General features: G+C 67.0%; 20 protein-coding genes. 15 read left to right on the plus strand and 5 right to left on the minus strand.

Annotated elements, in window-relative coordinates; genetic code table 11:
- Positions 1 to 322 precede the first annotated feature (322 nt).
- A complete protein-coding gene (locus CHB69_RS12990) occupies positions 323 to 1,930 on the plus strand; it encodes a family 43 glycosylhydrolase (protein ID WP_170935554.1) in 1,608 nt (535 codons plus the stop codon).
- 136 nt (positions 1,931 to 2,066) lie between these two features.
- Here CHB69_RS12990 and CHB69_RS12995 read toward each other — a convergent pair whose 3' ends face one another.
- A complete protein-coding gene (locus tag CHB69_RS12995; RefSeq protein WP_245836768.1) occupies positions 2,067 to 3,554 on the minus strand; it encodes a UxaA family hydrolase in 1,488 nt (495 codons plus the stop codon).
- 35 nt (positions 3,555 to 3,589) lie between these two features.
- On the minus strand, positions 3,590 to 4,645 hold the full coding sequence (locus CHB69_RS13000) for a LacI family DNA-binding transcriptional regulator (protein ID WP_089216430.1): 1,056 nt from the start codon (positions 4,643 to 4,645) through the stop codon (positions 3,590 to 3,592).
- 177 nt (positions 4,646 to 4,822) lie between these two features.
- On the opposite strand from CHB69_RS13000, the gene CHB69_RS13005 reads away from it, so the two are divergent.
- The 4 genes from CHB69_RS13005 to CHB69_RS13020 are packed head-to-tail and all read left to right on the plus strand — an operon-like array spanning position 4,823 to position 9,670.
- Positions 4,823 to 5,611, plus strand: a complete 789-nt coding sequence (locus tag CHB69_RS13005; protein WP_089216431.1) for a 2-keto-4-pentenoate hydratase — start codon at positions 4,823 to 4,825, stop codon at positions 5,609 to 5,611.
- A 24-nt stretch (positions 5,612 to 5,635) separates the two neighbouring features.
- Positions 5,636 to 6,925, plus strand: coding sequence for an MFS transporter (locus CHB69_RS13010; RefSeq protein WP_089216432.1), 1,290 nt, complete (start codon positions 5,636 to 5,638; stop codon positions 6,923 to 6,925).
- Positions 6,926 to 6,935: 10 nt separating this feature from the next.
- Positions 6,936 to 8,348, plus strand: coding sequence for a glucuronate isomerase (uxaC, locus tag CHB69_RS13015; RefSeq protein WP_089216433.1), 1,413 nt, complete (start codon positions 6,936 to 6,938; stop codon positions 8,346 to 8,348).
- On the plus strand, positions 8,345 to 9,670 hold the full coding sequence (locus CHB69_RS13020; protein WP_245836770.1) for a mannitol dehydrogenase family protein: 1,326 nt from the start codon (positions 8,345 to 8,347) through the stop codon (positions 9,668 to 9,670). Before uxaC ends, CHB69_RS13020 begins: the two co-directional genes overlap by 4 nt.
- A gap of 9 nt (positions 9,671 to 9,679) precedes the next feature.
- On the opposite strand, the gene CHB69_RS13025 is transcribed toward CHB69_RS13020, so the two are convergent.
- Entirely contained in the window at positions 9,680 to 10,303 is a 624-nt protein-coding gene (locus CHB69_RS13025) for a helix-turn-helix domain-containing protein (RefSeq protein WP_245836772.1), read from the minus strand.
- Between the two features lie 143 nt (positions 10,304 to 10,446).
- On the opposite strand from CHB69_RS13025, the gene CHB69_RS13030 reads away from it, so the two are divergent.
- From CHB69_RS13030 to CHB69_RS13060, 7 genes are all read left to right on the plus strand, one after another.
- Positions 10,447 to 12,432 carry a serine hydrolase domain-containing protein gene (locus CHB69_RS13030; RefSeq protein WP_089216434.1) on the plus strand — a complete coding sequence of 662 codons (1,986 nt, stop codon included), beginning with the start codon at positions 10,447 to 10,449 and terminating at the stop codon, positions 12,430 to 12,432.
- Positions 12,432 to 13,439, plus strand: a complete 1,008-nt coding sequence (locus tag CHB69_RS13035; protein WP_089216435.1) for a dipeptide epimerase — start codon at positions 12,432 to 12,434, stop codon at positions 13,437 to 13,439. Before CHB69_RS13030 ends, CHB69_RS13035 begins: the two co-directional genes overlap by 1 nt.
- 161 nt (positions 13,440 to 13,600) lie before the next feature.
- Positions 13,601 to 15,790 carry a TonB-dependent receptor gene (locus tag CHB69_RS13040; RefSeq protein WP_089216436.1) on the plus strand — a complete coding sequence of 730 codons (2,190 nt, stop codon included), beginning with the start codon at positions 13,601 to 13,603 and terminating at the stop codon, positions 15,788 to 15,790.
- A gap of 21 nt (positions 15,791 to 15,811) precedes the next feature.
- The gene (locus tag CHB69_RS13045) at positions 15,812 to 16,852 is read left to right on the plus strand and encodes an N-acetyltransferase DgcN family protein (RefSeq protein WP_089216437.1); all 1,041 of its coding nucleotides are present in this window, start codon (positions 15,812 to 15,814) and stop codon (positions 16,850 to 16,852) included.
- Entirely contained in the window at positions 16,849 to 17,988 is a 1,140-nt protein-coding gene (locus CHB69_RS13050) for a YkvI family membrane protein (RefSeq protein WP_089216438.1), read from the plus strand. The genes CHB69_RS13045 and CHB69_RS13050 overlap by 4 nt, the downstream gene beginning before the upstream one ends.
- Positions 17,985 to 19,547 carry a serine hydrolase gene (locus CHB69_RS13055; protein ID WP_089216439.1) on the plus strand — a complete coding sequence of 521 codons (1,563 nt, stop codon included), beginning with the start codon at positions 17,985 to 17,987 and terminating at the stop codon, positions 19,545 to 19,547. The genes CHB69_RS13050 and CHB69_RS13055 overlap by 4 nt, the downstream gene beginning before the upstream one ends.
- Positions 19,544 to 20,722: a dipeptidase gene (locus CHB69_RS13060; protein WP_089216440.1), complete on the plus strand. Its 1,179-nt coding sequence runs from the start codon at positions 19,544 to 19,546 to the stop codon at positions 20,720 to 20,722. The genes CHB69_RS13055 and CHB69_RS13060 overlap by 4 nt, the downstream gene beginning before the upstream one ends.
- A gap of 187 nt (positions 20,723 to 20,909) precedes the next feature.
- Here CHB69_RS13060 and CHB69_RS13065 read toward each other — a convergent pair whose 3' ends face one another.
- Together CHB69_RS13065 and CHB69_RS13070 are read right to left on the minus strand one after the other, a co-directional pair.
- Positions 20,910 to 21,155, minus strand: a complete 246-nt coding sequence (locus CHB69_RS13065; protein WP_089216441.1) for a hypothetical protein — start codon at positions 21,153 to 21,155, stop codon at positions 20,910 to 20,912.
- A 1-nt stretch (position 21,156) separates the two neighbouring features.
- Positions 21,157 to 22,209 (minus strand): Leu/Phe/Val dehydrogenase, encoded by a 1,053-nt coding sequence (locus tag CHB69_RS13070; RefSeq protein ID WP_089216493.1) that lies wholly within the window; start codon positions 22,207 to 22,209, stop codon positions 21,157 to 21,159.
- Positions 22,210 to 22,333: 124 nt separating this feature from the next.
- On the opposite strand from CHB69_RS13070, the gene CHB69_RS13075 reads away from it, so the two are divergent.
- The 3 genes from CHB69_RS13075 (at position 22,334) to CHB69_RS13085 (ending at position 24,930) form a co-directional block, all read left to right on the plus strand.
- Entirely contained in the window at positions 22,334 to 22,798 is a 465-nt protein-coding gene (locus CHB69_RS13075) for an Lrp/AsnC family transcriptional regulator (RefSeq protein ID WP_089216442.1), read from the plus strand.
- Between the two features lie 121 nt (positions 22,799 to 22,919).
- Positions 22,920 to 23,927, plus strand: a complete 1,008-nt coding sequence (locus CHB69_RS13080; protein ID WP_089216443.1) for a cupin-like domain-containing protein — start codon at positions 22,920 to 22,922, stop codon at positions 23,925 to 23,927.
- 7 nt (positions 23,928 to 23,934) lie between these two features.
- Positions 23,935 to 24,930, plus strand: a complete 996-nt coding sequence (locus tag CHB69_RS13085; RefSeq protein ID WP_245836774.1) for a glycoside hydrolase family 5 protein — start codon at positions 23,935 to 23,937, stop codon at positions 24,928 to 24,930.
- Positions 24,931 to 24,939: the final 9 nt, after the last annotated feature.

Raw genomic sequence — 24,939 nt, forward strand, 5'->3', positions numbered from 1 at the left:
GTCCCCCCTCATGGCCCGGTCTTCGACCCCGAAGACCGGGCTGATTTTTGGATCGTTTGCAAGCGCATCCGCTTTCGGGCGGGAGCGGTCATAAGGGTCCTCCCCGGCACGGGGAGGAGGACCATGCGAAGCATGGTGGAGGGGCACCCTCGGTTTACGCTGCGTTCAAAGAGGGAAAGGCAAACCGCCTGTGCCCCTCCACCACCCTTCGGGTGGTCCCCCTCCCAAGGGGGGAGGACCGTCCGCTCCCCACCCCAAAGCCGCCATTGGTCGGGGCTCGCAAATGATATGATCGCCGATTTTTCAAGCGATGGAGGAAAACATGACCGGTCGCCGCGACATGCTCAAACTGGCCGGTGCCGGGCTGCTGACCTCGGGCATTCCCGCCGCCTCGGCGCGCGCGGGCGACCCCGGCGCCGGTTGCACGATCCCGGAGCCGCTGCGCTGGGGCCGCGGGCTCGACGGCCAGCGCAAGGCCGATCTCGGCGACGGGCATTATCTCAACCCGATCATGTCCGGCGACCATCCCGACCCGTCGATCCTCAAGGACGGGCGCGATTATTATATGACCTTCTCGACCTTCGACAGCTATCCGGGTCTGGTCATCTGGCATTCGCGCGACCTGGTGAACTGGCGCCCCGTCGGCCCTGCGTTACGCAAGAATATCGGCGCGGTCTGGGCGCCCGAATTGTGCAAGCATGATGGGCGCTATTTCCTCTACATCCCGACCAAGGGGCCGAACACGAGCTGGGTGATCTGGGCCGACCGGATCGAGGGGCCGTGGAGCGAGCCGATCGACCTCGACCTGCCGCACCATATCGACCCGGGTCACGCGGTCGGCGAGGACGGGTCGCGCTGGCTGTTCCTGTCGGGCGGCGACCGCGTGCGGCTGTCGGACGACGGGCTGTCGCGGACCGGCGAGCCCGAGCATGTCTATGATCCCTGGCACTATCCCGCCAACTGGGTGGTCGAAGGCTTCTCGCCCGAGGGGCCGAAGATCGTGCGGCACGGCGGCTATTATTATCTCGTCACCGCGGTCGGCGGCACCGCAGGCCCGCCGACCGGGCATATGGTGATCGCCGCGCGCTCGCGCTCGATCCATGGGCCGTGGGAAAATTGCCCGCACAACCCGATCGTCCGCACCGTCTCGCAGGACGAAAAATGGTGGTCGCGCGGCCATGCGACGCTCGTCGAGGGACCGGCGGGCGACTGGTGGAGCGTCTATCATGGCTATGAAAATGGCTATTGGACGCTGGGGCGGCAGACCTTGCTCGACCCGGTCGAATGGACCGCCGACGGCTGGTTCCGCATGAAAGGCGGCGATCTGTCGCAGCCGATCGCCAAGCCGGCGGGGGGTGCGGCCGGGCCGCACGGAATGGCGCTGTCGGACGATTTCAGCGCGCTCGCGCTCGGCGCGAAGTGGAATTTCTTCCGCCCCGCACCCGATGAGCGCGACCGCGCGCGCGTCGAGGATGGCGCGCTGCTGCTCGCGGCGCGCGGGACCGCGCCCGCCGACAGTTCGCCGCTGCTGCTGATCGCGGGCGACCGGGCCTATCGCTTCGAATGCGATATCGAGATCGCGCCCGGCGGGACTGGGGGGTTGATCCTCTTCTATGACGACAAGCTCTATTGCGGCCTCGGCTTCGACGCGGAGCGCTTCGTCACGCATCAATATGGGATCGAACGCGCGCGGCCCGCCAATCCGCATGGGGCGCGGATGCGGATGCGCGTGACCAACGACCGGCACATCGTGACCTTCGACACCAGCGGCGACGGCGGCAGGACCTGGACCCGCTTCGACCGCGGCATGGAGGTTTCGGGATACCACCACAATGTCCGCGGCGGCTTCCTGATGCTGCGCCCCGGCCTCTATTCGGCGGGGGAAGGGGAGGCGCGCTTCTCGAACTTCACCTTCCGCGCGCTCGATTAAAGCGCGATCATCTTTGCCGAACAGACCGTGTGCTCCCGCGAAGGCGGGAGCCCATCTCCCGACCGCTCCATTTTGCGCCCACCGGAGATGGGTCCCCGCCTTCGCGGGGACACACAATCTTTCGCGATGGCTACCCTTAAAGCGTCACACCCGATTTCCAGATCGCGATATCGCGCTCTTCATTCAGTTCCGCCTTCGTTTCCTCGCCCGAAGCGGCCGCGACGATCAGGTCGAGCAGCGCGTCCGATGCGGCGTCGAAGCCATCCTCGAGCACCCGCCCCGCATCGAAGTCGATCCACCCCGCCTTTCGCTCCGCAAGCGCGCTGTTCGACGCGATCTTGAGTGTTGGCGCGGGAAAGCCGAGCGGCGTTCCGCGGCCCGTCGTGAACAGGATGATCGTCGCCCCCGCCGCGGTGAGCGCTGTCGAGGACACCGCGTCATTCCCCGGCGCCTCGAGCAGCGTCAGCCCCGGCCGCGCCGCCTCGCCGCCATAGCGCCGGACGTCGACCAGCGGCACCTGCCCGCCCTTTTGCACCGCGCCGAGCGATTTTTCCTCGAGCGTCGTGATCCCGCCCGCGATATTGCCGGGCGAGGGGTTCTCGCTCACCGGCTCGCCGTGGCGGAGGAAATAGTCCTTGAAATCGCGCACCAGCGCGACCGTTTCGTCGAAGACCTCGCGCGAGGCGGCACGGTCCATCAGCAACTGCTCGGCGCCGAAAATCTCGGGGATTTCGGTAAGGATCACCTTGCCGCCAGCGCCCGCGACCGCGTCGGCCATGCGCCCGACGAGCGGATTGGCGGTCAGCCCCGAAAGCCCGTCGGACCCGCCGCATTTGACGCCGAGCGTCAGCGCCGACAAGGGCAGGTTGCTGCGTCGGTCCGTCGCGGCCATGTCGACCAGTTCGTCGACCAGCGCGAGGCACGCCGCCTCGTCGTCCGCGACCGCCTGCGCCGAAAGCGTGCGAATGGAGGCGCGGCGTTCGGGCGGGATGTCAGCGATCAGCGCATCGAGCTGGTTGCTCTCGCACCCCAAACCGACGATCAGCACCCCGCCGGCATTGGGATGCTGCGCGAGCGCGGCGAGCAGCCCGCGCGTATGGCCCAGGTCGTCGCCGAGCTGCGAGCAGCCGAACGGATGCTTGAACGCATGGATGCCATCGACGCGGCCGGCATGGCGCGCGCCGGCGATCCGCGCGACGCGCGCGGCGAGATTGCCGACGCAGCCGACGGTCGGGAGAATCCAGATTTCGTTGCGCGTCCCGGCCCGGCCGTCGGCGCGGGCATAGCCGCGGAAGCTGCGGGGGGCGACCGCGCGCGCTTCGGCGGCGCCTGCGGGCGCATAGCGATACTCGCCCGATCCGCTCAGCGCGGTCGCCAGATTATGGCTGTGAACATGCGCGCCCGCCGCAATCGGCGCGGTCGCGACGCCGATCGGAAAGCCGTATTTGATCACCGCCTCGCCCTTCGCGATCGGCGCCAGCGCCACCTTGTGCCCGCGCGCCACCGCTTCGACCAGCCGCACCGACGCGCCATCGACGGATATGAAAGCCCCCGCGTCCAGGTCGACGAGCGCCGTCGCAACCGTGTCGGCGGGGTGGATGCGAAGGGAGGTTACCGGTATCATTGCTGCTTGTCCCATATGCGCGCGGAGGCAACGTTCTAGTTCCTGGCGGGCGCCGCAACCGACTGGCGTTCGATGAAGGTCGACGGCAGCACCGGGCTGTCGCTTTCGGCGATCTTTGCCTCCGGCCCCAGAAATTCGGCGACCAGCGTGCGCGCCGCGCGCATTCCCATCTCGCGGATCGGCCAGCGCACGGTGCTCAGCGCCGGCCAGATATGCGTCGCGGTCGGCGAATCGTCGAAGCCGATGATCGACAGATCGCCGGGCACGCGTATCCCCTTGTCGTGCGCGACGCTGATCACGCCCGCCGCCATCTCGTCGTTCGAGCAGAAGATCGCGGTCGGCGGCGCGGGCTGCGACAGGATTTTCCTGCCCGCCTCGACGCCCGTCGCGAAGCGGTAATTGCCCGCGGCGAAATTCTCGTCGGCCAGCGACAGCCCCGCTTGGGCGAGCGCTTCGTGAAAGCCCTTCTCGCGCTCGGCGGCCGAGCGGAAGCCGGCGGGGCCGCGGACGAAACCGATGCGGCGATGGCCGAGGTCGATCAGCTTGCCCACCGCTTCGGCCACGACTTCGCGGTCGTTCGAAGACACGCAATGTCGGGCATCGTCGAGCAGCGCCGACCCGATGCGGACATAACGCACGCCGAGTTCGTCGCAGAGCGCAGCCAGCTCGTCATTCTCCGAAATCGGTGGCAGCAGCATTGCGCCGATCGGCCGCTGCTTTTCGAGGAAGGTGCGCATGTCGTCGAGCAGCCGGTCCGACCCGCGATCGACCGGGCGGACGATCATCGCGAGGTCGCTGTCCTTGATCGCATCGAGCACGCCCTGCTGGAAATTGAGCACCATCTGCGGGTTCGGGTTGTCGTGGAGCAACGCAATCAGGAAATTGCGCCGAAAGGCGAGGGCGCGCGCCTGCGGATTGGGAACGAAGCCCAGCGTCTCGATCGCCTGCTGCACCGCTTTGCGCGTCTTTTCGGTGATGAATTCGGAGCGGTTGATGACGCGGCTCACCGTCTTTTTCGATACGCCCGCCAGCGCTGCGACATCGTTGATCGTCGGTTGCTTTCCGCTCTTGCCGTTCGTCCGTGTCGCCATTTGGTTCGCTTTCCGTGGGCGAGGCGGTCGGCGGAAGCGCCGTCAGCGCCCCGATCTCTGCCCCATTTCGATCTGATGCGCGCTCGACGGTGCGAAATCAACCGCGCCGAAGGCTAATCGCTTGCTTTTGACACCGGTGTCTTTTACAGCAAGCCGGCAGAGAGGGAAATGACAAAAATGCGGGCGACCGACGAACAGCAAAAAGTGGCACGCGCGTTTCTTGCGGCACGCGCCGAAATGACACCGCTTACCGACTATCCCGGGGCGATGCCGCAGACGATGGCAGAGGCCTATGCGGTGCAGGACGCCGCGATCGCCCTCGACGGCCGCCGCGTCGGCGGGTGGAAGGTCGGGCGGATCGCCCCCGATCTCGTCGACCGCTTTGGCGGAAACCGGCTGACGGGGCCGATATTCACCGACGAAATCATGGACGGGACGGCGGGCGAGGTGCCGGCGATGGGGGTCTATGCCGGTGGCTTCGCGGCGGCCGAGGCCGAAGTGCTGCTGCGTCTCGGCGATGTCGGCGCGCGTGACTACGACATCGAAACGGTGAAGGACTGCATCGACGAGGTGCGCACGGGAATCGAGATCGCAAGCTCGCCCTTTGCCGGAATCAACCGGCACGGGCCCGCGGTGACCGCGTCGGACTATGGCAACAACAAGGGGCTGGTGCTCGGCCCGGCGATCCCCGACTGGCAAAGCCGCGACCTGCTGGCCATGCCGGTCGAATTCCGGATCGACGGCGAGCGCGTCGGATCGGCGACGATGGAAACCATGCTCGACGGTCCGTTCGGATCGGCGCTGTTCCTGATCCGCACCTTGCGCGAACGCGGGGTCGCGATACCGCCGGGGATCTGGGTTTCGGCGGGGGCGATCACCGGCGTGCATGAAATCGTCGCGGGGCAGCGCGCCGATGCGCTGTTCGACGGCCGGTTCGCGGTCGCCTGCACGGTGACGCATCTTTAGGAAATAAAGAAACGGGAGAGATATATGGCGCAGGCAATCGAAGCGGGAGCGGTGGCGGCGCCGGTGCCCAATGTGGGGCGCTATCGCTGGCTGATCGTCGGCCTGCTCTTCCTCGCAACCGCGATCAATTACGTCGACCGGCAGATGATCGGGGTGCTCAAGCCGACGCTGCAGAGCGAGATGGGCTGGACCGAGACCGACTTCGCGACCATCGTCTTCTGGTTCCAGGTCGCCTATGCGGTCGGCTATATCGGCTTCGGCCGCTTCGTCGACATGTTCGGTGCGCGCATCGGCTATACCGTCGCCATCGTCATCTGGACGGTCAGCCATATGGCGCACGGGCTCGCGACCAGCGTCACCCAGTTCGCGCTCGCGCGCTTCGGCCTCGGGATCGGCGAATCGGGTAATTTCCCGGCGGGCATCCGTGCGGTGACCGACTGGTTCCCGCAAAAGGAGCGCGCCTTCGCGATCGGCCTGTTCAACGCCGGCGCGAACGTCGGTGCGATCGTCACTCCGCTGCTCGTGCCCTTCCTCGTGCTGATGTTCGACTGGCGGGTCGCCTTTTACGTCACCGGCCTGTTCGGTATCCTCTGGCTGATCGCGTGGTGGGCGCTCTATCGCCACCCCGACGAGCATCCGAAACTGTCGGCGGGCGAGCGCGCGTGGATTCAGCAGGACCCCGCCGATCCGGTAACGCCGATCGGCTGGGGGCGGCTGCTCGGGGTCAAGGAAACCTGGTCCTATGCGCTCGGCAAATTCTTCATCGACCCGATCTGGTGGTTCTTCCTCTTCTGGCTGCCCGGCTATCTGTTCGAGCGCTACGACATGGATCTCAAGACCTTCGGCCTGCCGCTCGCGGCGATCTATCTGATCTCCGACCTCGGCAGCATTGCCGGCGGATGGATGTCGTCAAAGCTGATCAAGGCCGGCCGCACGCCCAATTTCGCGCGCAAGTTCACGATGTTCGTCTGCGCCTGCTGCGTCGTGCCGGTGTGGTTCGCGCAGGATATCGACAATGTGTGGACCGCCGTGCTGGTCATCGGGCTCGCGACCGCCGCGCATCAGGCTTTCTCGGCGAATCTCTACACGCTGCCGTCGGACATCTTCCCGCGCGGTGCGGTCGGGTCGGTGGTCGGCATCGGCGGCACGCTCGGCGCGATCGGCGGAATGAGCATGGCGCTCTTCACCGGCTACATCCTCGAAACGACACACAATAATTATCAGATCCTGTTTGCGATTTGCGCGAGCGCCTATTTCGTCGCATTGCTGGCGGTTCACCTGTTATCGCCGAAACTCGCGCGCGTCGAAGTCTAGGAAAATTGCCATGCCCCGTCCGCTCTCCCTGCATCCCGACCGGCTGTTTCCGTCCGATCCGGCGCAGCGGAGCATCGCGCGGCGGCTCTATGCGCTGGTCGCGGACCTGCCGATCGTCAGCCCGCACGGGCACACCGATCCGGCCTGGTTCGCGACCGACGCCCCCTTCGGCAACGCCGCCGAGTTGCTGCTTCACCCCGACCATTATGTCTTTCGGATGCTCTATTCGCAGGGCGTATCGCTCGACGCGCTCGGCATCGGCAACCCGGCGGCCGACCCGCGCGAAAGCTGGCGGCTGTTCGCGCAGCATTATCATCAGTTCCGCGGCACCCCCAGCCGCATGTGGCTCGACTGGGTGTTCGCCGAAGCCTTCGGGATGGACGTGCAATTCGGCGCCGAGACGTCGGACCTCTATTACGACCGGATCACCGAAAGCCTCGCGACCGACGCCTTTCGCCCGCGCGCGCTGTTCGACCGCTACCGGATCGAGGTGATCGCGACGACCGAAAGCCCGCTCGACGACCTTGCGCATCACGTCGCGATCCGCGCCGCCAACGACAGCGGCGAATGGGGCGGGCGGGTGATCACCGCCTATCGTCCCGACCCGGTGGTCGATCCCGACTATGAGGGGTTTCGCGACAATCTGGTGCGCCTGTCCGAACTGACCGGCGAGGACGCCTTCGGCTACACGGGCTATCTCGCCGCGCATCGGGGGCGGCGCGCTTTCTTTGCCGAAATGGGTGCGACCTCCACCGATCACGGCCACCCGACCGCCGCGACGGCCGACCTGTCGCACGCCGAGGCCGAAGCGCTGTTCGCGCGGGTTACCGGTGACGGCGTGAGCGCCGCCGACGCCGAACTTTTCCGCGCGCATATGCTGACGGTGATGGCGGGGATGAGCGTCGACGACGGGCTCGTCATGCAAATCCATCCCGGCAGCTTCCGCAATCATAATCCGTGGCTGTTCGCGCGCTATGGGCGCGACAAGGGCGCCGACATCCCGACCGCGACCGACTATGTCCACGCGCTGCGGCCGCTGCTCGCGCGCTATGGCAATGACGCGGGGCTGACGATCATCGTCTTCACGCTCGACGAAACGAGCTACGCGCGCGAACTCGCGCCGCTCGCGGGCCATTATCCGGCGCTGAGGCTCGGGCCTGCGTGGTGGTTCCACGACAGTCCCGAAGGGATGCGGCGCTTTCGCGCGCAGACGACCGAGACGGCGGGCTTCTACAACACGGTCGGCTTCAACGACGATACGCGCGCCTTTCTGTCGATCCCGGCGCGGCACGACGTCGCGCGGCGGATCGACTGCGGTTTCCTCGCGCAGCTCGTCGCCGAGCACCGGCTGGAGGAGGAGGAAGCCGCCGAGCTTGCCGTCGATCTTGCCTATAATCTCGCCAAGGCGGCGTATCGCCTGTGAGGCTGTCGCCCGCTACGCCGCTGCCGGCGTCCGTGCGGCGCCCGGCCTATGACCGCGCGGCGCAGGCGGCGGGTATCGTTCACCTCGGCATCGGCGCCTTTCACCGCGCGCATCAGGCGGCCTATACCGACGCGGCGATGTCCGGCGGCGACCGCGATTGGGGGATCGTCGGCGTGTCGCTCCGCTCGCCCGATGTGGCGGCACAGCTCAACCCGCAGGACGGGCTCTACACCGTCAGCAGCCGCAGCGCGGCGGGATGCGAACTCAGCCTTGTCGGCGCGGTGCAGCGGGTGCTGGTCGCGCCCGAAAATCCGCGGGCGGTGATCGACGCGCTCGCCGCGCCGACGACGCATATCGTCAGCCTGACTGTGACCGAAAAGGGCTATTTGCGCGGCGCGGGCGGGGAGCTCGATCTGGCAGCCGCGACGGGACCGGCGAGCCTCTATCGCTATCTCGGCGCGGCGTTTGCGGCGCGCAAGGCGGCGGGTCTCGCCGGACTGACCTTGCTCAGCTGCGACAATCTGGCGAACAATGGCGCGGTGTTGCGCGGCCTGATCTCCGCCTGGCTGGATGCCGAGCAACCCGATTTGCTGGGCTGGTTCGAAAGCGAATGCCGCTGCCCCGCGACGATGATCGACCGCATCGTCCCCGCGACCACCGACGCCGACCGCGCCGCGGTGGCCGCCGAACTCGGCGCGTGCGACGAGGGCGCGGTGGTGACCGAGGCATTCAGCCAATGGGTGATCGCGGACGATTTCGCCGGCCCGCGGCCGCGCTGGGAGGCGGTCGGCGCCGAGCTTGTCGCCGACGTCGCACCCTATGAAACCGCGAAGCTGAGGATGCTCAACGGCGCGCATTCGGCGCTCGCCTATATCGGGCTGCTCAACGGGCACGACTATGTGCATCAGGCGATCGCCGATCCCGCGATCCGCCCGCTGATCGAGCGGTTGATGCGCGATGAGGCGGCCCCGACGATCGCCGCCGCGCCGGGGCAGGACCTTGGCGCCTATGCGGCGGCACTGCTCGATCGCTTCGCCAATCCGGCGCTCGACCACCGGCTGATCCAGATCGCGATGGACGGCAGCCAGAAGATCCCCCAGCGCTGGCTCGAAACGCTCGCGTGGCACCAGCGCCGCGGCGCGCGCTGCCCGTCGCTCGAACGCGCGGTCGCGGCGTGGATCGACTTCCTGCGCAGCGGCCGCTTTCCGGTCGACGATCCGCTGGCGGACCGCCTGCGCGCGGCGGCGGCCGCGCCCGACGCGGCGCAGCGCCTGTTCGGCGCGCAGGGGATCGTCCGCTCGGACTGGACCCCCGCCGCCTGACGCGCGGCGTCAGCCGCGCAGGCTCATCAGCGAATCCATCAGCCCTTCGTCGGCGCTCGAACAGACGCCGAGCACCAGCGCTTCGTCGCAGCCCTCGGCGACGACATAGGCGTGGCCCATCGACGAATCGAGATAGATGCCCTGGCCGGCGTCGAGCGTCACGGGATCATAGAATTCGCTATGCACCTCGATCCGGCCTTCGAGGACATAGATGAACTCCTCACCCTGATGCCGGACCAGATCGCCGAACTCGCGCGCGCTGTGGGCGCGGATGCGTGTCAGGATCGGGATCATGCGCTTCTGGCGCAGGTCGGTACACAGATAGTGATAGTCGTAATTGTCGGTGGTCACGCGCACCGCCGACTCGAGCGTCCCGATGCTGCGCCGCCCGGTGACGCGCGGGGCGCTCTCCTCTTCGCCCTCGGCGAACAGGTCGGCCATGCGGATGTTGAGCCGCCGGCTGAGCTGCTGGAGCTTGTCGTAACTCAGCGTCAGCCGGTCGTGCTCGACCTTCGACAGCGTCGACACGGGGATGCCCGATTTCGCGCTCATTTCCTTGAGCGTCCAGTCGTTCCGGGCACGGATGCCGCGCATCACCGCCCCGAGCGTCGGCGGCTTGTTGGGCTCCCCCATTAAAAATTCCATTCCATATTTGACAATTTTCCAATCAGGATCATTATGTCCCTATCGGGCCAATATCCATTGGTAACTAGTTAAGGGGTCGCGCCGCTCGCCGCAAGCTCGGAAGCGCCGCGTTCAAAGAGGGGAGTGAAGCGATGCGTCTTCTTCGCAAGCTGATGGTCGGGCTGGCGGCCTTCGCGGCCTTGCCGCTCGCATCGGCGCAAGGGCCGGTGCCGCAAAAACCGGCAAAGCAGGAAGCGGGACCGGTGCTGCCGGGTGCCGCTGCGCCGACGACGCCGGTTACTCTGGACGCCAAGGATGTCGAGGCATGGCTCGACGGCTTCATGCCCTATGCCCTCGCGCGCGGACAGGTCGCGGGCGCGGTGGTCACTGTCGTGCGCGGCGACGGCGTGGTGCTGGAAAAGGGCTATGGCTTCGCCGACGTCGTGTCGCGCAAGCCGGTCGATCCAGCGACGACGCTGTTCCGCCCGGGTTCGGTGTCGAAGCTCTTCACCTGGACCGCGGTGATGCAGCAGGTGGAGGCGGGCAAGCTCGACCTCGACGCCGACGTCAACCAATATCTCGACTTCAAGATTCCGCCCTATGAGGGCAAGCCGATCACGCTGCGCAACATCATGACGCACACGCCGGGGTTCGAGGAATCGATCCGCTATCTGATCAGCAGCGATCCCAAGGCGGTGATGCCGCTACAGGATTATGCGCGCAAAGCCTTGCCCGAGCGCGTCTTCGCGCCCGGCAGCACCCCGGCCTATTCCAACTACGCCACCGCGCTCGCGGGATATATCGTCCAGCGGGTCAGCGGCGAGGACTTCGATTCCTATGTCGACCGGCATATCTTCACGCCGCTCGGCATGACATATGCGAGCTTCCGCCAGCCGCTGCCAAAGGCGCTCCATCCCTATATGTCGAGCGGCTATGCGACCTCGACCGGCAAGGCGAAGCCCTTCGAGATCGTCGTTCCCGGACCCGCGGGCGCGCTGTCGGCGTCGGGCGATGCAATGGGCAAGTTCATGATCGCGCACCTCAATAACGGCGGCGTCCTGCTCAAGCCCGAAACCGCGCGGATGATGCACGATTTCCATGCGCCCGGCGTCGGCCCGCTCAACAGCATGGCGCTCGGCTTCTATGAACAATGGGTCAACGGCCACCGCGCGATCGCGCATGGCGGCGACACCGAATGGTTCCACTCCTATCTGTGGCTGTTCCCCGACGCCGGCATCGGCCTGTTCGTCTCGGTGAACAGCGCCGGCAAGGAAGGCGCCGCGGGCGCGATCCGCAGCGCGCTGTTCCACGAATTCGCCGACCGCTACCTGCCCGGCGAGGGTGTGCCCGCGAAGCGCGTCGACGAAAAGACCGCGCGCGAACACGCCGCGATGATGGCGGGGCATTATGTGTCGAGCCGCGGTTCGTTCACCAATTTCATGAGTCTGTTCGGCCTGCTCGGCCAGGCGCAGGTCGTCGTGACCGAGGACGGCAAGATCGCGATGCCCGCGCTCGACGGCCTCAGCGCCGGCGCGCGCGACTGGGTCGAGGTCGAACCCTTCGTCTGGTACGATCGCGCGACCGGCGAACGCCTTGCCGCCGAGGTGAAGGACGGGCGCGTCGTGCGGATGAGCATCGACGCCGGTTCGCCCTTCATGGTGTTCGAACCCGCGCCGGCAGGGACGAACACCGCATGGCTGATGCCCGCGCTGCTCGTCGCGCTCGGCCTCGTCGCCCTCGCGGCGCTCGCCTGGCCGGTGCGCGCGCTGGTGCGCCGCAACTTCGGGGCGAAGTTCGCGCTCGAGGGGCAGGCGCGCCGCGCCTGGCGCCTGTCGCGCCTCTTCGCGTGGCTGGTGATCGTCGCGGTGGCCGGATGGGCGCTGCTGATCGCGACCTTCGCGGGCGACATCGGCAGCGTCGGCGGTCCGCTCGACTGGCTCATCATCCTGCTGCGCATCCTGACGCCGGTTGCCGCCTTCGGGCTGCTCGCCGCGTCGGCGTGGCACCTGTGGCTCTGCTTCCGGGACAAGCGCCGCTGGACGATGAAGCTCGGCGCGGTGCTGCTGCTGCTGTCGGCACTGGTGCTTGTCTGGGTGACGATCGCGTTCAACCTCTATGGCTTCTCGATGGTTTACTGATGGCCACGCAGAGCAAGCACACACTGGCGCTCGACCTTCGCGTCGAGCGCTTTCCCTACCACCAGCCGTTCCGCATTTCGGGGCACGTCTTCACCGAAACCGCGCTGCTCGTCGCCGAACTGTCGGACGGCGAGCATCGGGGGCGCGGCGAAGGGGCGGGGGTCTATTATCTCGGCGACGACATCGACCATATGCTCGCCGCGGCGCAAGGCGTGCGCGCGGCGATCGAAGGCGGCGCGACGCGGCAGGACTTGCAGGCGCTGCTGCCGCCGGGCGGCGCGCGCAACGCGCTCGACTGCGCCTTCTGGGAGCTCGAGGCGAAGCGCGCGGGGCGTCCGGTCTGGGATCTTGCCGGGCTCGACATGCCGCGTGCGCTCCGTTCGACCCTGACGCTGGGGGCCGACGCGCCCGAGGCGATGGCCAGCGCCGCGCTGGCGATCGACCTGCAGGCGCCGGTGAAGGTCAAGCTGACCGGCGATCTCGACGCGGATATATTGCGCGTCGCCGCGATCCGCGCCGCGCGACCGCGGGCGTGGATCGGGGTCGACGCCAATCAGGGTTACAACCGACAGACGCTCGCCGGCCTGCTGCCGGCGCTGATCGAACATGGCGTCGCGCAGCTCGAACAGCCGCTGCCGCGCGGACGCGAGGCCGACCTCGACGGGATGAAGCGGCCGCTGCCCTTCGTCGCGGACGAAAGCGCACTGTCGCTCGCCGATACCCCGTCGCTCGTTGGGCGTTTCGACGTCGTCAATATCAAGCTCGACAAGTGCGGCGGGCTGACCGAGGGGCTGGCGATCGCGCGGCAGGCGCGGCGGCTCGGGCTCGATGTGATGGTCGGCAATATGATGGGCACCAGCCTGTCGATGGCGCCCTCCTACCTCGTCGGCCAGCTTTGCGACATCGTCGACCTCGACGGCCCAACCTTCCTCGCGCGCGACCGCCAGCCCGGCGTCGCCTATCGCGAGGGGATGATCCACTGCCCGGACAGCGTCTGGGGCGGGTAGATGATTTGTCCTAAATCGGTTGACAATTTTCTGATTAGGACAATAATCTTGAAAATGAAATTTTGTTGAGATCGCCGGTCGATCCGACGGCCTTGCGGCGACGACCGGCCGGCGAAGGGCGCTGCAGCGTATGGCGGCGGCCGCCAAGTGGGGGACGAACAATGACGAAGCGAGCATTATTGGTTGCAAGCAGCCTGATCGCGGCGCTCGCCGCCGCTCCGGCGCTGGCGCAGGAATCGACGATCGGCACGCGCGAGGGCGAAATCGTCGTGACCGCCCAGAAGCGCGTCCAGAATGTCCAGGACGTGCCGATCGCGATCAGCGTTGTCGGCGGCGAGGATATTCAGGAACAGGGTTCGGCGTCGCTTGTCGACTATGCGGGCTATGTTCCGGGAATGCAGGCGAGCAACACCGGCACGCCCGGCCAGACGACGATCACGCTGCGCGGCGTCGCGCCGCTCAACGGCAGCCAGACCGTCGGCATCTATCTGGACGACGCGCCCGTCGGATCGAGTGCGATCTATAATCGTGCCGGCCAGTTCACGATCGACCTGATGCCCTATGACATCCAGCGGATCGAGGTGCTGAAAGGACCGCAAGGCACTCTCTATGGCGCAAGCTCGATCGGCGGGCTCGTCAAATATGTTACCGTCCAGCCCGACACGCGCGAATTTCGCGTGAAGGCCGGCGCCGAAGGCTTTGCGATCAAGGGCGGCGACGGGCTCGGTTGGGGCGCGCAGACGATGGTCAATGTGCCGATCGTCGAGGATCGACTCGCGATCAGCGCGAGCTTCGCGTGGCGCAGCACGCCGGGCTGGGTCGACAGCGTCAACAATGCCGATCTCGACGATCAGAACTCCTATGAACAACGGGGCGGCCGCGTCGCCCTCTTGTGGGAGCCGACACCGCAGCTCAGCGTCAAGCTCGCCGGCATCTGGCAATCGCTCGATTCGGACGGCAACGGCCTCTACGCGGCCGATCTCGACGGCAATCGTCTCGGCGACGGTCGCTCGTTCAACAATTATGTGCCCGAATCCTATGATTTCGATCTCGACTATTATTCGGCGACGATCGACTATGATTTCGGTCCCGCGACGCTGACCTCGGCGACGACCTACAGCAAGACGAAGAGTGCGCAGGTGCAGGACGCGAGCTATGCGTTCGGTGTGCTCTTCCCGCTGCTCACCGGCGGCGCGATCGGGCCCGGCATCACGCCCTTCGCGCTCGATTTGGGGCTCAAGAAGTGGACTCAGGAAGTGCGGCTCGCTTCGCCCGGCGGCGGGCGTTTCGAATGGCTGATCGGCGGCTTCTACACCGACGAGACGACGAGCAATGCGCAGCTGGTTCGTTCCTACGACATGGACGGCAACGTCATCGCGCCGCTCGATCCGCTCGCGATCGTCGGGCTGCCGGCGACCTACAAGGAATATGCCGTTTTCGGGAACGGCAGCTTCAAGTTCAATGAGATGTTCGAGCTGACGGCGGGGCTCCGTTGGGCGCGCAACGAACAGACCTTCCGCCAGATCAGCGAGGGCGCGATCGTGCCGAGCGCGAACGATCCGGGCAAGTCGGCTGAAAGCGTCTGGACCTTCTCGGTCAGCCCGCAAGTCCACTTCAACGATCACGCCATGCTCTATGGCCGCGTCGCGACCGGCTATCGCCCCGGAGGTCCCAACGTCATCGTTCCCAATGTGCCGCCCAGCGTCGATGCCGACCGCATGACCAACTATGAAGTCGGCTTCAAGGGCGACCTTGCCGACGGCATGGTCTCGTTCGATGTCGCGGGCTTCTGGATGGACTGGACCGACATTCAGGTGACGCGCGCCTTCGGCGGCGTATCGGGCGGCGCCAACGGCGGCAAGGCGACGAGCAATGGCTTCGAAGGCACGGTTGCCCTGCGTCCGGCGACGGGGCTGACCCTGACCGCGACGGGCAGCTACACCGACGCCTCGCTCAGCGAGGATGTGCCCGAAATCAGCGGCGTCGATGGCGATCGCCTGCCCGCGGTGCCCAGGTTCAGCGGTGCGCTGCGCGCCGACTATGAATTCGAACTGGGCGGCGGCAGCAAGGGCAGCTTCGGCGCCGGCGTCCGTCACGCAAGCAGCCGCCTTTCGCTCGTCGAAAGCGACCCGCTCGTGGCGCGCGCCAGGCCCTATACGTCGGTCGATCTCAACGCGTCGGTGACCTTCAACGATCACTGGACCGTGCGCGCCTATGCGCGCAATCTGCTCGACAACAAGGGCGAGCTGGCGCGCACGACGCTCGCCGACGGTCTCAACCAGCCGAGCTTCCTTGCCATTTCGCCGCTGCAACCGCGCACGGTCGGCGTTGCGCTCGACATGGCCTTTTGACGACCGCAAGGAGTGGACGATATGAATGCCCCCATCGGCAGCCTTGCCGACGCCATGGTGCTGCCGCAGCCCTATCTCTTGTTCCTCGGCGATACGACCGAGCCCAGTTTTGCCAAGACCGCGTTCGGGCTTGCCGACTGGGCGGCCGACCGCTGCGTCGGCGAGATGGGCGTGGCGGGCTGCACCGTCACCACGGGACTGCCGCGGCTGTCGCCTGCCGAGGCCTATGCGGCGGGCGCGCGGTCGCTGGTGATCGGCGTCGCGAACCAGGGCGGGGTGATCGGCGACAATTGGGTTGCGGCGCTGACCGGGGCGATGGAGGCGGGGCTCGACATCGTCAGCGGCCTCCACGTCCGCCTCGCGAGCGTTCCGGCGCTCGCCGAGGCGGCGCGGCGCACCGGACGGCGGCTGATCGACGTCCGCACCCCGCCGCCGGACATCCCGGTCGGCACCGGGCGCAAGCGCAGCGGCAAGCGGCTCCTGACCGTCGGCACCGACTGCGCGCTCGGCAAGAAATATACCGCACTGGCGCTGCACCGCGCCTTCCTCGATCGCGGCCTCGACGCCGATTTCCGCGCGACCGGACAGACGGGCATCATGATCGCGGGCGGCGGCATTCCGATGGATGCGGTCGTATCCGACTTTGAAGCCGGCGCTGCGGAAATCCTCAGCCCCGATGCCGCGCCCGGCCATTGGGACGTGATCGAGGGGCAGGGGTCGCTCTTCAACCCCGCCTATGCCGCCGTGTCGCTCGGGCTGCTCCACGGCAGCCAGCCCGACGTCTTCGTCGTCTGCCACGACCCGTCGCGCAAGGTCATCCTGGGGCTCGAGGATTTCGTCCTGCCGACGATCGAAGAGGTGATCGACCTGACGATCCGCCTTGGCAGCCGCACCAATCCGGCGATCCGCTGCGGCGGCGTCAGCCTCAACACCTCCAGCATGGGCGCGGGCGAGGCCGAAGCGCTGCTCGGCGCCGAGAGCCGGCGGCTGGGCCTGCCCGTCGCCGACCCGATCCGCGGCGGCGACGCTTTCGCGGCGCTCGTCGACAGCTGCCTCGCATGAGCGCCGGCGAAGCCGTCGGCGGGGGAAGCTGGTTCCAGCGCTTCCTGCTCCCCGGCTTCGCGCTCAAGGCCGTCATCATCGGCGGCGGCTATGCGACCGGGCGCGAGCTCGCCGAATATTTCGTGCCCGCCGGCCCATGGGGCGGCCTCGCCGGGATGCTGCTCGCGACCTTGATCTGGAGCATCGTCGCGGCGATGACCTTCGCACTCGCCCGCGCGATGGGGGCCTATGACTATCGCAGCTTCTTCAAAGGCTTGCTCGGCCCAGCCTGGGTGCTTTTCGAGGGCGCCTACCTGATCTTCGTCATCCTGATCCTCGCGGTCTTCGGCGCCGCGGCGGGAGCGATCGGCGCCGCGACCTTCGGCTGGCCCGAGGTGGCGGGCTCGATCCTGCTCGCCGCGGCGATCCTCGTCACCACCGCCTTCGGCACCGCCGCGGTCGAGCGTCTGTTCCAATATGCCTCGATGCTGATCTACGCGATATACGCGATGTTCATCGTCTTTGCGCTGATCCGCTTCGGCGGCCTGATCGAACACGGTTTCGCGACTGCGCCGCCCCCCTCGGCCGGCTGGATGGCCGGCGGCATCACCTATGCGAGCTACAATATCGTCGGCGCAGTCGTGATCCTCCCGGTTTTGCGTCACCTGACCAGCCAGCGCGACGCCGTGATCGCCGGGGTAATCGCCGGGCCGCTGACGATGCTCCCCGCGATCCTGTTCTTCGTCGCGATGATGGCCTTCTACCCCGCGATCGGCGACGAGGTGCTGCCCTCAGACTTCCTGCTGCGCCAAATGGCGGTTCCGGGCTTCCACCTTGTCTTCCAGCTGATGATCTTCACCGCCCTGCTCGAAAGCGGGGTGGGCGCGATCCACGCGATCAACGAAAGGATCGCAGGGGCGATGGAGGCACGCGGGCGCGCGGCACCCGGTCCGGCGGCGCGCGCGCTGATCGGGGCCGCAATTCTCGCGGGCTGCATGTTCGTTGCATCGCGCGTCGGCCTCGTCGAGCTGATCGCGAGCGGCTACCGCTTCCTCGCCTGGCTGTTCCTCGCCGTTTTTGTTGTGCCGCTCCTCGGCATCGGCACCTGGCGCCTCATCAGGGGAGGCGCACCCGCACCACAGGAGGTTCGCTCATGAAACCCGTTCGCCTGCTCACCGCATCGCTGCTCTTTGCGGTATCGACGCCCGCCTGGGCCGAACCGCCCGCCGACATCGGCGAAAGCGTCGAAGCACTGCGGCAGAAGATCGGCGCGGTCGGCGTGTCGATCGCGATCGTCGAGGACGGTAAAACGACGCTGTCGCGCGGCTGGGGTGTGCGCAAGCTCGGCGATCCCGCGCCGGTTGACGCGCAGACATTGTTCCAGACCGGATCGACCGGCAAGGCGATGACGGCAGCCGCGCTCGCGGTGCTCGTCGACGAAGGCAAGATCGCGTGGGACGATCCCGTGATAAAGCATATGCCGTGGTTCCGCATGTACGATCCGTGGGTGACGCGGGAGATCACCATCCGCGATCTGCTCGTCCATCGCAGCGGGCTTGGACTCGGGCAGGGCGACCTGATGTTCGTGCCGCGCACTTATCTGACGCGCAGGCAGACGGTCGAGCGCGTCGCTTATCTCAAGCCCAAGACGAGTTTCCGCTCGGCCTATGCCTATGACAATATCCTCTATGCGGTCGCGGGGCAGCTCATCGAGGAGGTCACCGGCCAGCGCTGGGAGGATTTCATCCGCGAGCGCGTGCTGCGCCCCGGCGGGATGCAATATGCGACGAGCGACAGCGAAGACCGCTTCCGCACCCCCGATCGCTCGTGGCCGCATGCGCGGCTGTCGGGCGCCTTGCGTGGGCTCGGGCCGCAGCAGCTGCTCGACGAGCGCGACGAACTCGGTCGCAATGGCGCGCCCGCGGGCGGGCTGGCGCTCAGCGCCGACGACATGGCGGCGTGGCTCAAGGTCCAGCTCGCGCACGGTGCGCTGCCCGGTGGCGGGCGCCTGTTCAGCGAAGAGCAGGCGAAGCAGATGTGGACCCCGGTGACGCCGATGCCGATCACCGAATTGCCCGAGGCGCTCAAACCCGCGCAGCCGACGCAGCAGGCCTATGCGCTCGGCTGGCAGGTGCAGGACTATCGCGGTCACCGCATCATCCAGCATGGCGGCGGCGTTTTCGGGTCGATCACCCGCGTCGTGATGATCCCCGACAAGAATGTGGGTTTTGCGATCATGATGAACAGCGAGGACAGCGGTATGTTGCTCGGCCTGACCTACGAGCTGCTCGACCATTATCTGGACCAGCCCGACTTCGATTGGACGACCAAGTGGGAGGATTGGTATCAGGCACGGCTCGCGGGAGGCGTCGAGTTTCTGAAACAGGCGAAGGCCGGTCCGTCGCTGAAGCTCGCCGGTTATGCGGGGCGCTATCGCGATCCGTGGTACGGGGATGTCGTGATCGCCGAGGGGTCCAAGGGGCTGACGATCGACTTCACCTCCACGCCGCGCATGGCCGGACGGCTCGACCATTGGCAATATGACAGCTTCGTCACCGACTTCGACGATCCGGCGATCGAGCCCGCCTATGTCACCTTTGCGCTCGACGCCGACGGCAAGGTGACCGGCGTGACGATGAAGCCGGTCAGCAAGATCGCCGATTTCAGCTGGGATTATCAGGACCTCGACCTGAAGCCCGTGGAGGACAAGAAATGAAGACGCTCGCGACTTTGCTCGCCGCGACAGCGCTCGCCTCCTGTTCGAGCGCGAACGACAAGGCGCCAGCATCGGCCGAGCCGCTGCACAGCCGGTTGCTGACGCTCGACACGCACCTCGATTCGCCGATGAACTTCTCGCGCGCCGGCTGGAGTTTCGCCGATCGCCACGAACTCGCGACCGACCTGTCGCAGCTCGACATTCCGCGCATGAAGGACGGCAATCTCGATGGGGGTTTCTTCGCCATCTACACCGATCAGGGGCCGCTGACCGCAAAGGGCTATGCCGACGCGCTCGCGCATGCGCGCAAGCGATCGGACGAGATCGACAGGATGATCGTCGACAATAGCGATGTTATCGGCGCCGCGCGCACTGCCGGGGATGCGCGGCGGCTGAACCGCGAAGGCAAGCTCATCGCCTTCAAGTCGATGGAGAACAGCTATCCGCTGGGCGAAGACCTCTCGCTGCTGAAGGAATTCTACGACAAGGGGGTGCGGCTCGCGGGTCCGGTCCACGGGCTCAACAACCAGTTCGCCGACAGCGCGACCGACACGCCGAAATGGAACGGCCTCAGCCCGTTCGGCAAGCAATGGGTCGCCGAGATGAACCGGCTCGGCATCGTCATCGACGCAAGCCATTCGTCCGACGCGACGTTCGACCAGCTGCTCGAGCTGTCGAAATATCCGATCCTGCTCTCGCACTCGAGCCTGCGTTCGGCGCACGACCACCCGCGCAACCTCGACGAAGGACGCCTGAAAAAGCTCGCCGAAAAGGGCGGGGCGATGTGCATCTCGACCATCTACATGTCGGAGATGAACATGTCGCCCGAGCGCGCGAGGCTGTTCGGCGAATATGAGCGTATCGGCGAACTCTCGCCTGCGGAGCAGGCCGATCTGGTCCGCCGGTGGCGCGAACTCGACAAGACCGAACAGATGTGGGCGGCCGATTTCGAGGATTATATGAAAATGGTCCTGCGCGCGATCAAGGTCGGCGGCGTCGATCATATCTGCTTCGGCGCCGACTGGGACGGCGGCGGCGGCCTGAAAGGCATCGAAGACATCAGCGCGCTGTCCAAGGTCACCGAGCGGCTGAAGCAGGCCGGCTATTCGGACGCCGACCTCGAAAAGATGTGGAGCGGGAACATCCTGCGCGTTCTGGCGGCGCAGGGGAAATAGGGGCTAGGCGCCGGTTTGATCCTCCCCCTCGATGGGGGAGGCCGCGAGACTTGCGAACTTGTTCGCTAGTCGCAGCGGTGGGGGTGCGGTTTCGGCGGTGCGCAAGGCCGCGGCGTCACCCCATCCAACTTCGCCCAATCGCGCTGCGATAAGGCTACGTATCCTTCCCCCATTTAGGGGGAAGGATTCAGGCGGCCAATTCCATCGTCTCTTCGATCTCGACCGCCGCAACCGCGACCGCCTCGCCCAGCTTGGCGGCGATCACCGACGCCTGATGCAAAGCGAGCCCCGCGACTGCGACCTCGATCCGCATCCAGCCGCGGTCGCGCGCGGCCGTCATGGCTGACGGAATGATCGATCGCTGGGCGAAGAATCCCGCGACGCGCGCGAGCGATTGCGGATCGGCGAGCGCGTCGATGCGGAACAGGTGCATTTCAGGCCGCCGCGCGCTGACCGGCCGCTATGACCTCTTCGGCCATCTCGTCGGCGACGACCGCGGGCGAGCGGCCTTCGCGGGCGGCGCGGTCGAGCAGGGCGACAACGCGCGGCGCGATCGCGCAGACGCGGGCGCCGACCTCGCGTTCGTCCTCGCCCAGATATTCGGCCGACACGTTGATGATGCCGCCGGCGTTGACGACATAGTCGGGCGCATAGACGACGCCGCGCGCGAGCAGCAGGTCGGCAACCTCGGGGCTGGCGAGCTGGTTGTTCGCAGCGCCGCAGACCAGCTTCGCCTTCATCGCGCGGACCGTTTCGGCGGTGAGCGCGCCGCCGAGCGCGCAGGGTGCGAAAATGTCGGCATCGACCGCAGCAATGTCGTCGACGTCCACGACGGTGGCGCCGTGGATATGCGCGAGCCGGTCGCGCCGCGCCGGATTGGGATCGGCGATCACCAGCTTCGCGCCGGCTTCGGCGAGGCGGCTGCACAGGTCGGCGCCGACATTGCCGGTGCCCTGCACCGCAACGGTCAGCCCGTGAAGCTCGCGGCCGAACGCGAAATGTGCCGCGGCCTGCATCGCTTCGAATACGCCCTTGGCGGTCCACGGCGACGGATCGCCGCCCGCGCGGCCGTCGGCGCGCGGCAGGCCTGCGACGTGGCGCGTGGTGCCCGCGACCTCCTGCATGTCGGCGACCGAGGTGCCGACGTCCTCGGCGGTGACATAGAGCCCGCCAAGCGCCTCGACTGCGCGGCCGAAGGCCTGAAACAGCGCGGCGCGGTCGAAACCGCCCGCGGGCTTGCGCAGCACGGCCTTCGCGCCGCCGAAGGGCAGGCCGGCGAGGGCGTTCTTGTAGCTCATCCCCTCGGCGAGGCGCAGCGCGTCGGCGAGCGCGAGGTCGGCGTCGGCATAGGTCCAGAAGCGGCAGCCACCGGCGCCGGGGCCGAGCGCGGTCGAGTGAACCGCGATGAAGCCGTCGAGCCCGGCTTCGGCGTCGAACAGGCGGATGCATTCGACGGGCGGGGTCAGGCGGGTGGGGCGGGCTACCATATTGTCCTCCATTGGATCGTGGGCGCACTATCGCACCGGGAGGGAGGACAATCTTTTTCAACTTCACGCGTATCGCGAAGGTTTGGGGATATATTTTTCACATATTCGTGTATATGAGGTCAGAATGACCGGCCTCGATCCTTTTGAAGTGAAGATCCTTCGCGAGTTGCAGCGCGACGCGGGGCTGACGACGGCGGAAATCGCCGAGCGGGTCGGGCTGTCGCAGTCGCCGTGCTGGCGGCGCATCGACCGGCTGCAGCGCGAGGGGTTCATCCGCAAGCGCGTCGCGGTGGTCGACCGCCGCAAGGTCGGGCTGAACGCGCATGTCTTTGCGCAGGTGAAATTGAACGCGCACGGCCGCGCCAACCTCGACGAGTTCAGCGAGGCGATCCGCGCCTTCCCCGAGGTGCTCGACGCCTATGTGCTGATGGGCTCGATGGACTTCATGCTGCGTATCGTCGCGAAGGACATCGACGCCTATGAACGCTTTTTCTTCGACCAGCTGAGCAAGCTGCCGGGGGTGCAGGAAATCAACTCGACCGTCGCGCTGTCGGAGATCAAGTCGACGACCGAATTGCCGCTGCGCTGAGCATTTCACGGCCCCCTCTTGCAAGCCCGACGCGGCTGCGTATGATAGCGTTACCAACAAGAAATGAGGGCCGGGGGAGAGGCGCGATGCGCAATTTGGTCGGGTTGGCTGCCGCGTGCCCATGACGCCGCTGGACAGCCTCGACGCCGCCGAGCGCGACCGCTTCGAACGCGACTATCGCGCCGCGGGGCGCCCGGTGGTGATCCGCGGCATCGTCGCCGACTGGCCGATCGTCGCGCTCGGCCGCCGCGACTGGCGCGCCGCGCTGAACGCGATCGCCGCGCGCGACAGCGGCGCACCCGCCGACATCATGATCGCGCCCGCGAGCGAGAAGGGGCGCTTTTTCTATGGCCCCGACCTGCGCGGCTTCAATTTTCAGCGCGACAAGGGACCGCTCGCGCGGCTCGCGGGGCATTTGATCGAGATCGCCGATCAGGCCGATCCGGTTGCGATCTATGCCGGCGCCGCGGCGCTCGATGCGCATCTGCCGGGCTTCGCCGCCGAGCATCGCTTTCCGCTGCTGGGCGACGATGCGGAGGTGACCGCGCGCATCTGGCTGGGCAATGCGACGCGCGTCGCGACGCATTTCGACCTCTCGGACAATTTCGCCGCCGTCGCGCTCGGGCGCCGCTGCTTCACCCTGTTTCCGCCGGACGCGACCCCCGACCTCTATGTCGGCCCGCTCAACCATACGCTGGCGGGCCAGCCGGTGAGCATGGTCGACCCGCTCGCGCCCGATCACGCGCGCTATCCGCGCTATGCCCGCGCCGAGGCGCAGGCGCTGACCGCCGAGCTCGAGCCCGGCGACGCCATCTATATCCCGACTTTGTGGTGGCACCATGTCGAGGCGACCGAGCCCGCGAATATCTTGATCAACTATTGGCACAATGACGTCGCACGCGGCGGCGGCTTCACCGCGCTGATCCACGCGCTGCTGAGCATCCGCGACCTGCCCGCGGCGCAGCGCGAGGGCTGGCGCGCCTGGTTCGACCATTTCGTCTTTGGCGACGAAGCCGGGGAGGCCGCCGCGCACCTGCCGCCCGCCGCGCGGGGAGTCGCCGGCCCCGCGAGCGCCGAACGCGACGAGATGATCCGCCGCTATCTGCTCACCGTCCTGTCCAGCCCATGAGGTAAATATGCTTCGATCCGCGCTCCTGCTCGCTTCCGCCTTCGCGCTCGCCGCGCCCGCGACCGCCGACGATGCCAAGGGCCTGCCCGTCGGCACCTGCATCAACATGGGCAACAGCCTGGAGACGATGCGCGAGGGCGCACATGGCAAGCGCATCGACGCCGCCGATTTCCAGCGCATTCGCGCGGCGGGCTTCACGACCGTGCGCATCCCGGTGCGCTGGATGCACCGCAGCGACGACAAGCCGCCCTATACGGTCGATCCCAAATTCATGGACCGCGTCGAAGCGGTGGTCGATCAGGCGCTCGCCGCCGACCTGAACGTCATTCTCAACAGCCATCATTTCGACGCGCTCGACAAGGAGCCTGCGGGGACGGCGCCGTGGCTTGCCGGGGTGTGGAAGCAGGTCGCGGCGCGCTTTGCCGATAAGCCCGAGGCGAAGCTGTGGTTCGAGATCAGCAACGAACCGCACGACAAGCTGACCAATGCGAACCTCCTCGCGACGCTGACCCCCTCGCTCGCGGCGATCCGCGCGACGAACCCGACGCGCGCGGTGGTGATCGGCGGCGAGAATTGGAGCGGGATCGACTCGCTCGCGACGCTCGACCTGCCCGATGACCCCAACGTCTATCCGACCTTTCATTATTACGAGCCGTTCGACTTCACGCATCAGGGCGCGGGCTGGGTCGATCCGTCGCCGCCGCTGGGCCGCCAATATGGCACCGAGGCCGACGCCGAGCGGCTCGCGGCCGATGTCGAGAAGGTGAAGCGCTATATGGCGCGGACGGGCAAGAAGCCCTTCATCGGCGAAACCGGCGCCTATGAGGTGATCCCGCTGACCCAGCGCGTCCAATATCACCGCGCGGTCCACGACGCCTTCGCGCCGCTCGACCTCGGCATCTGCGCCTGGGCCTATACCAACACTTTTCCTTTCTGGGATCAGAAGAGGGGGCGATGGCTGCCGGGGCTGCGTGCGGCGATGGGATTGCCCGAAGCGGAGTAGCAACTGGGG

It is taken from the genome of Sphingopyxis indica (assembly GCF_900188185.1).
Taxonomy (GTDB): Bacteria; Pseudomonadota; Alphaproteobacteria; order Sphingomonadales; family Sphingomonadaceae; genus Sphingopyxis; species Sphingopyxis indica.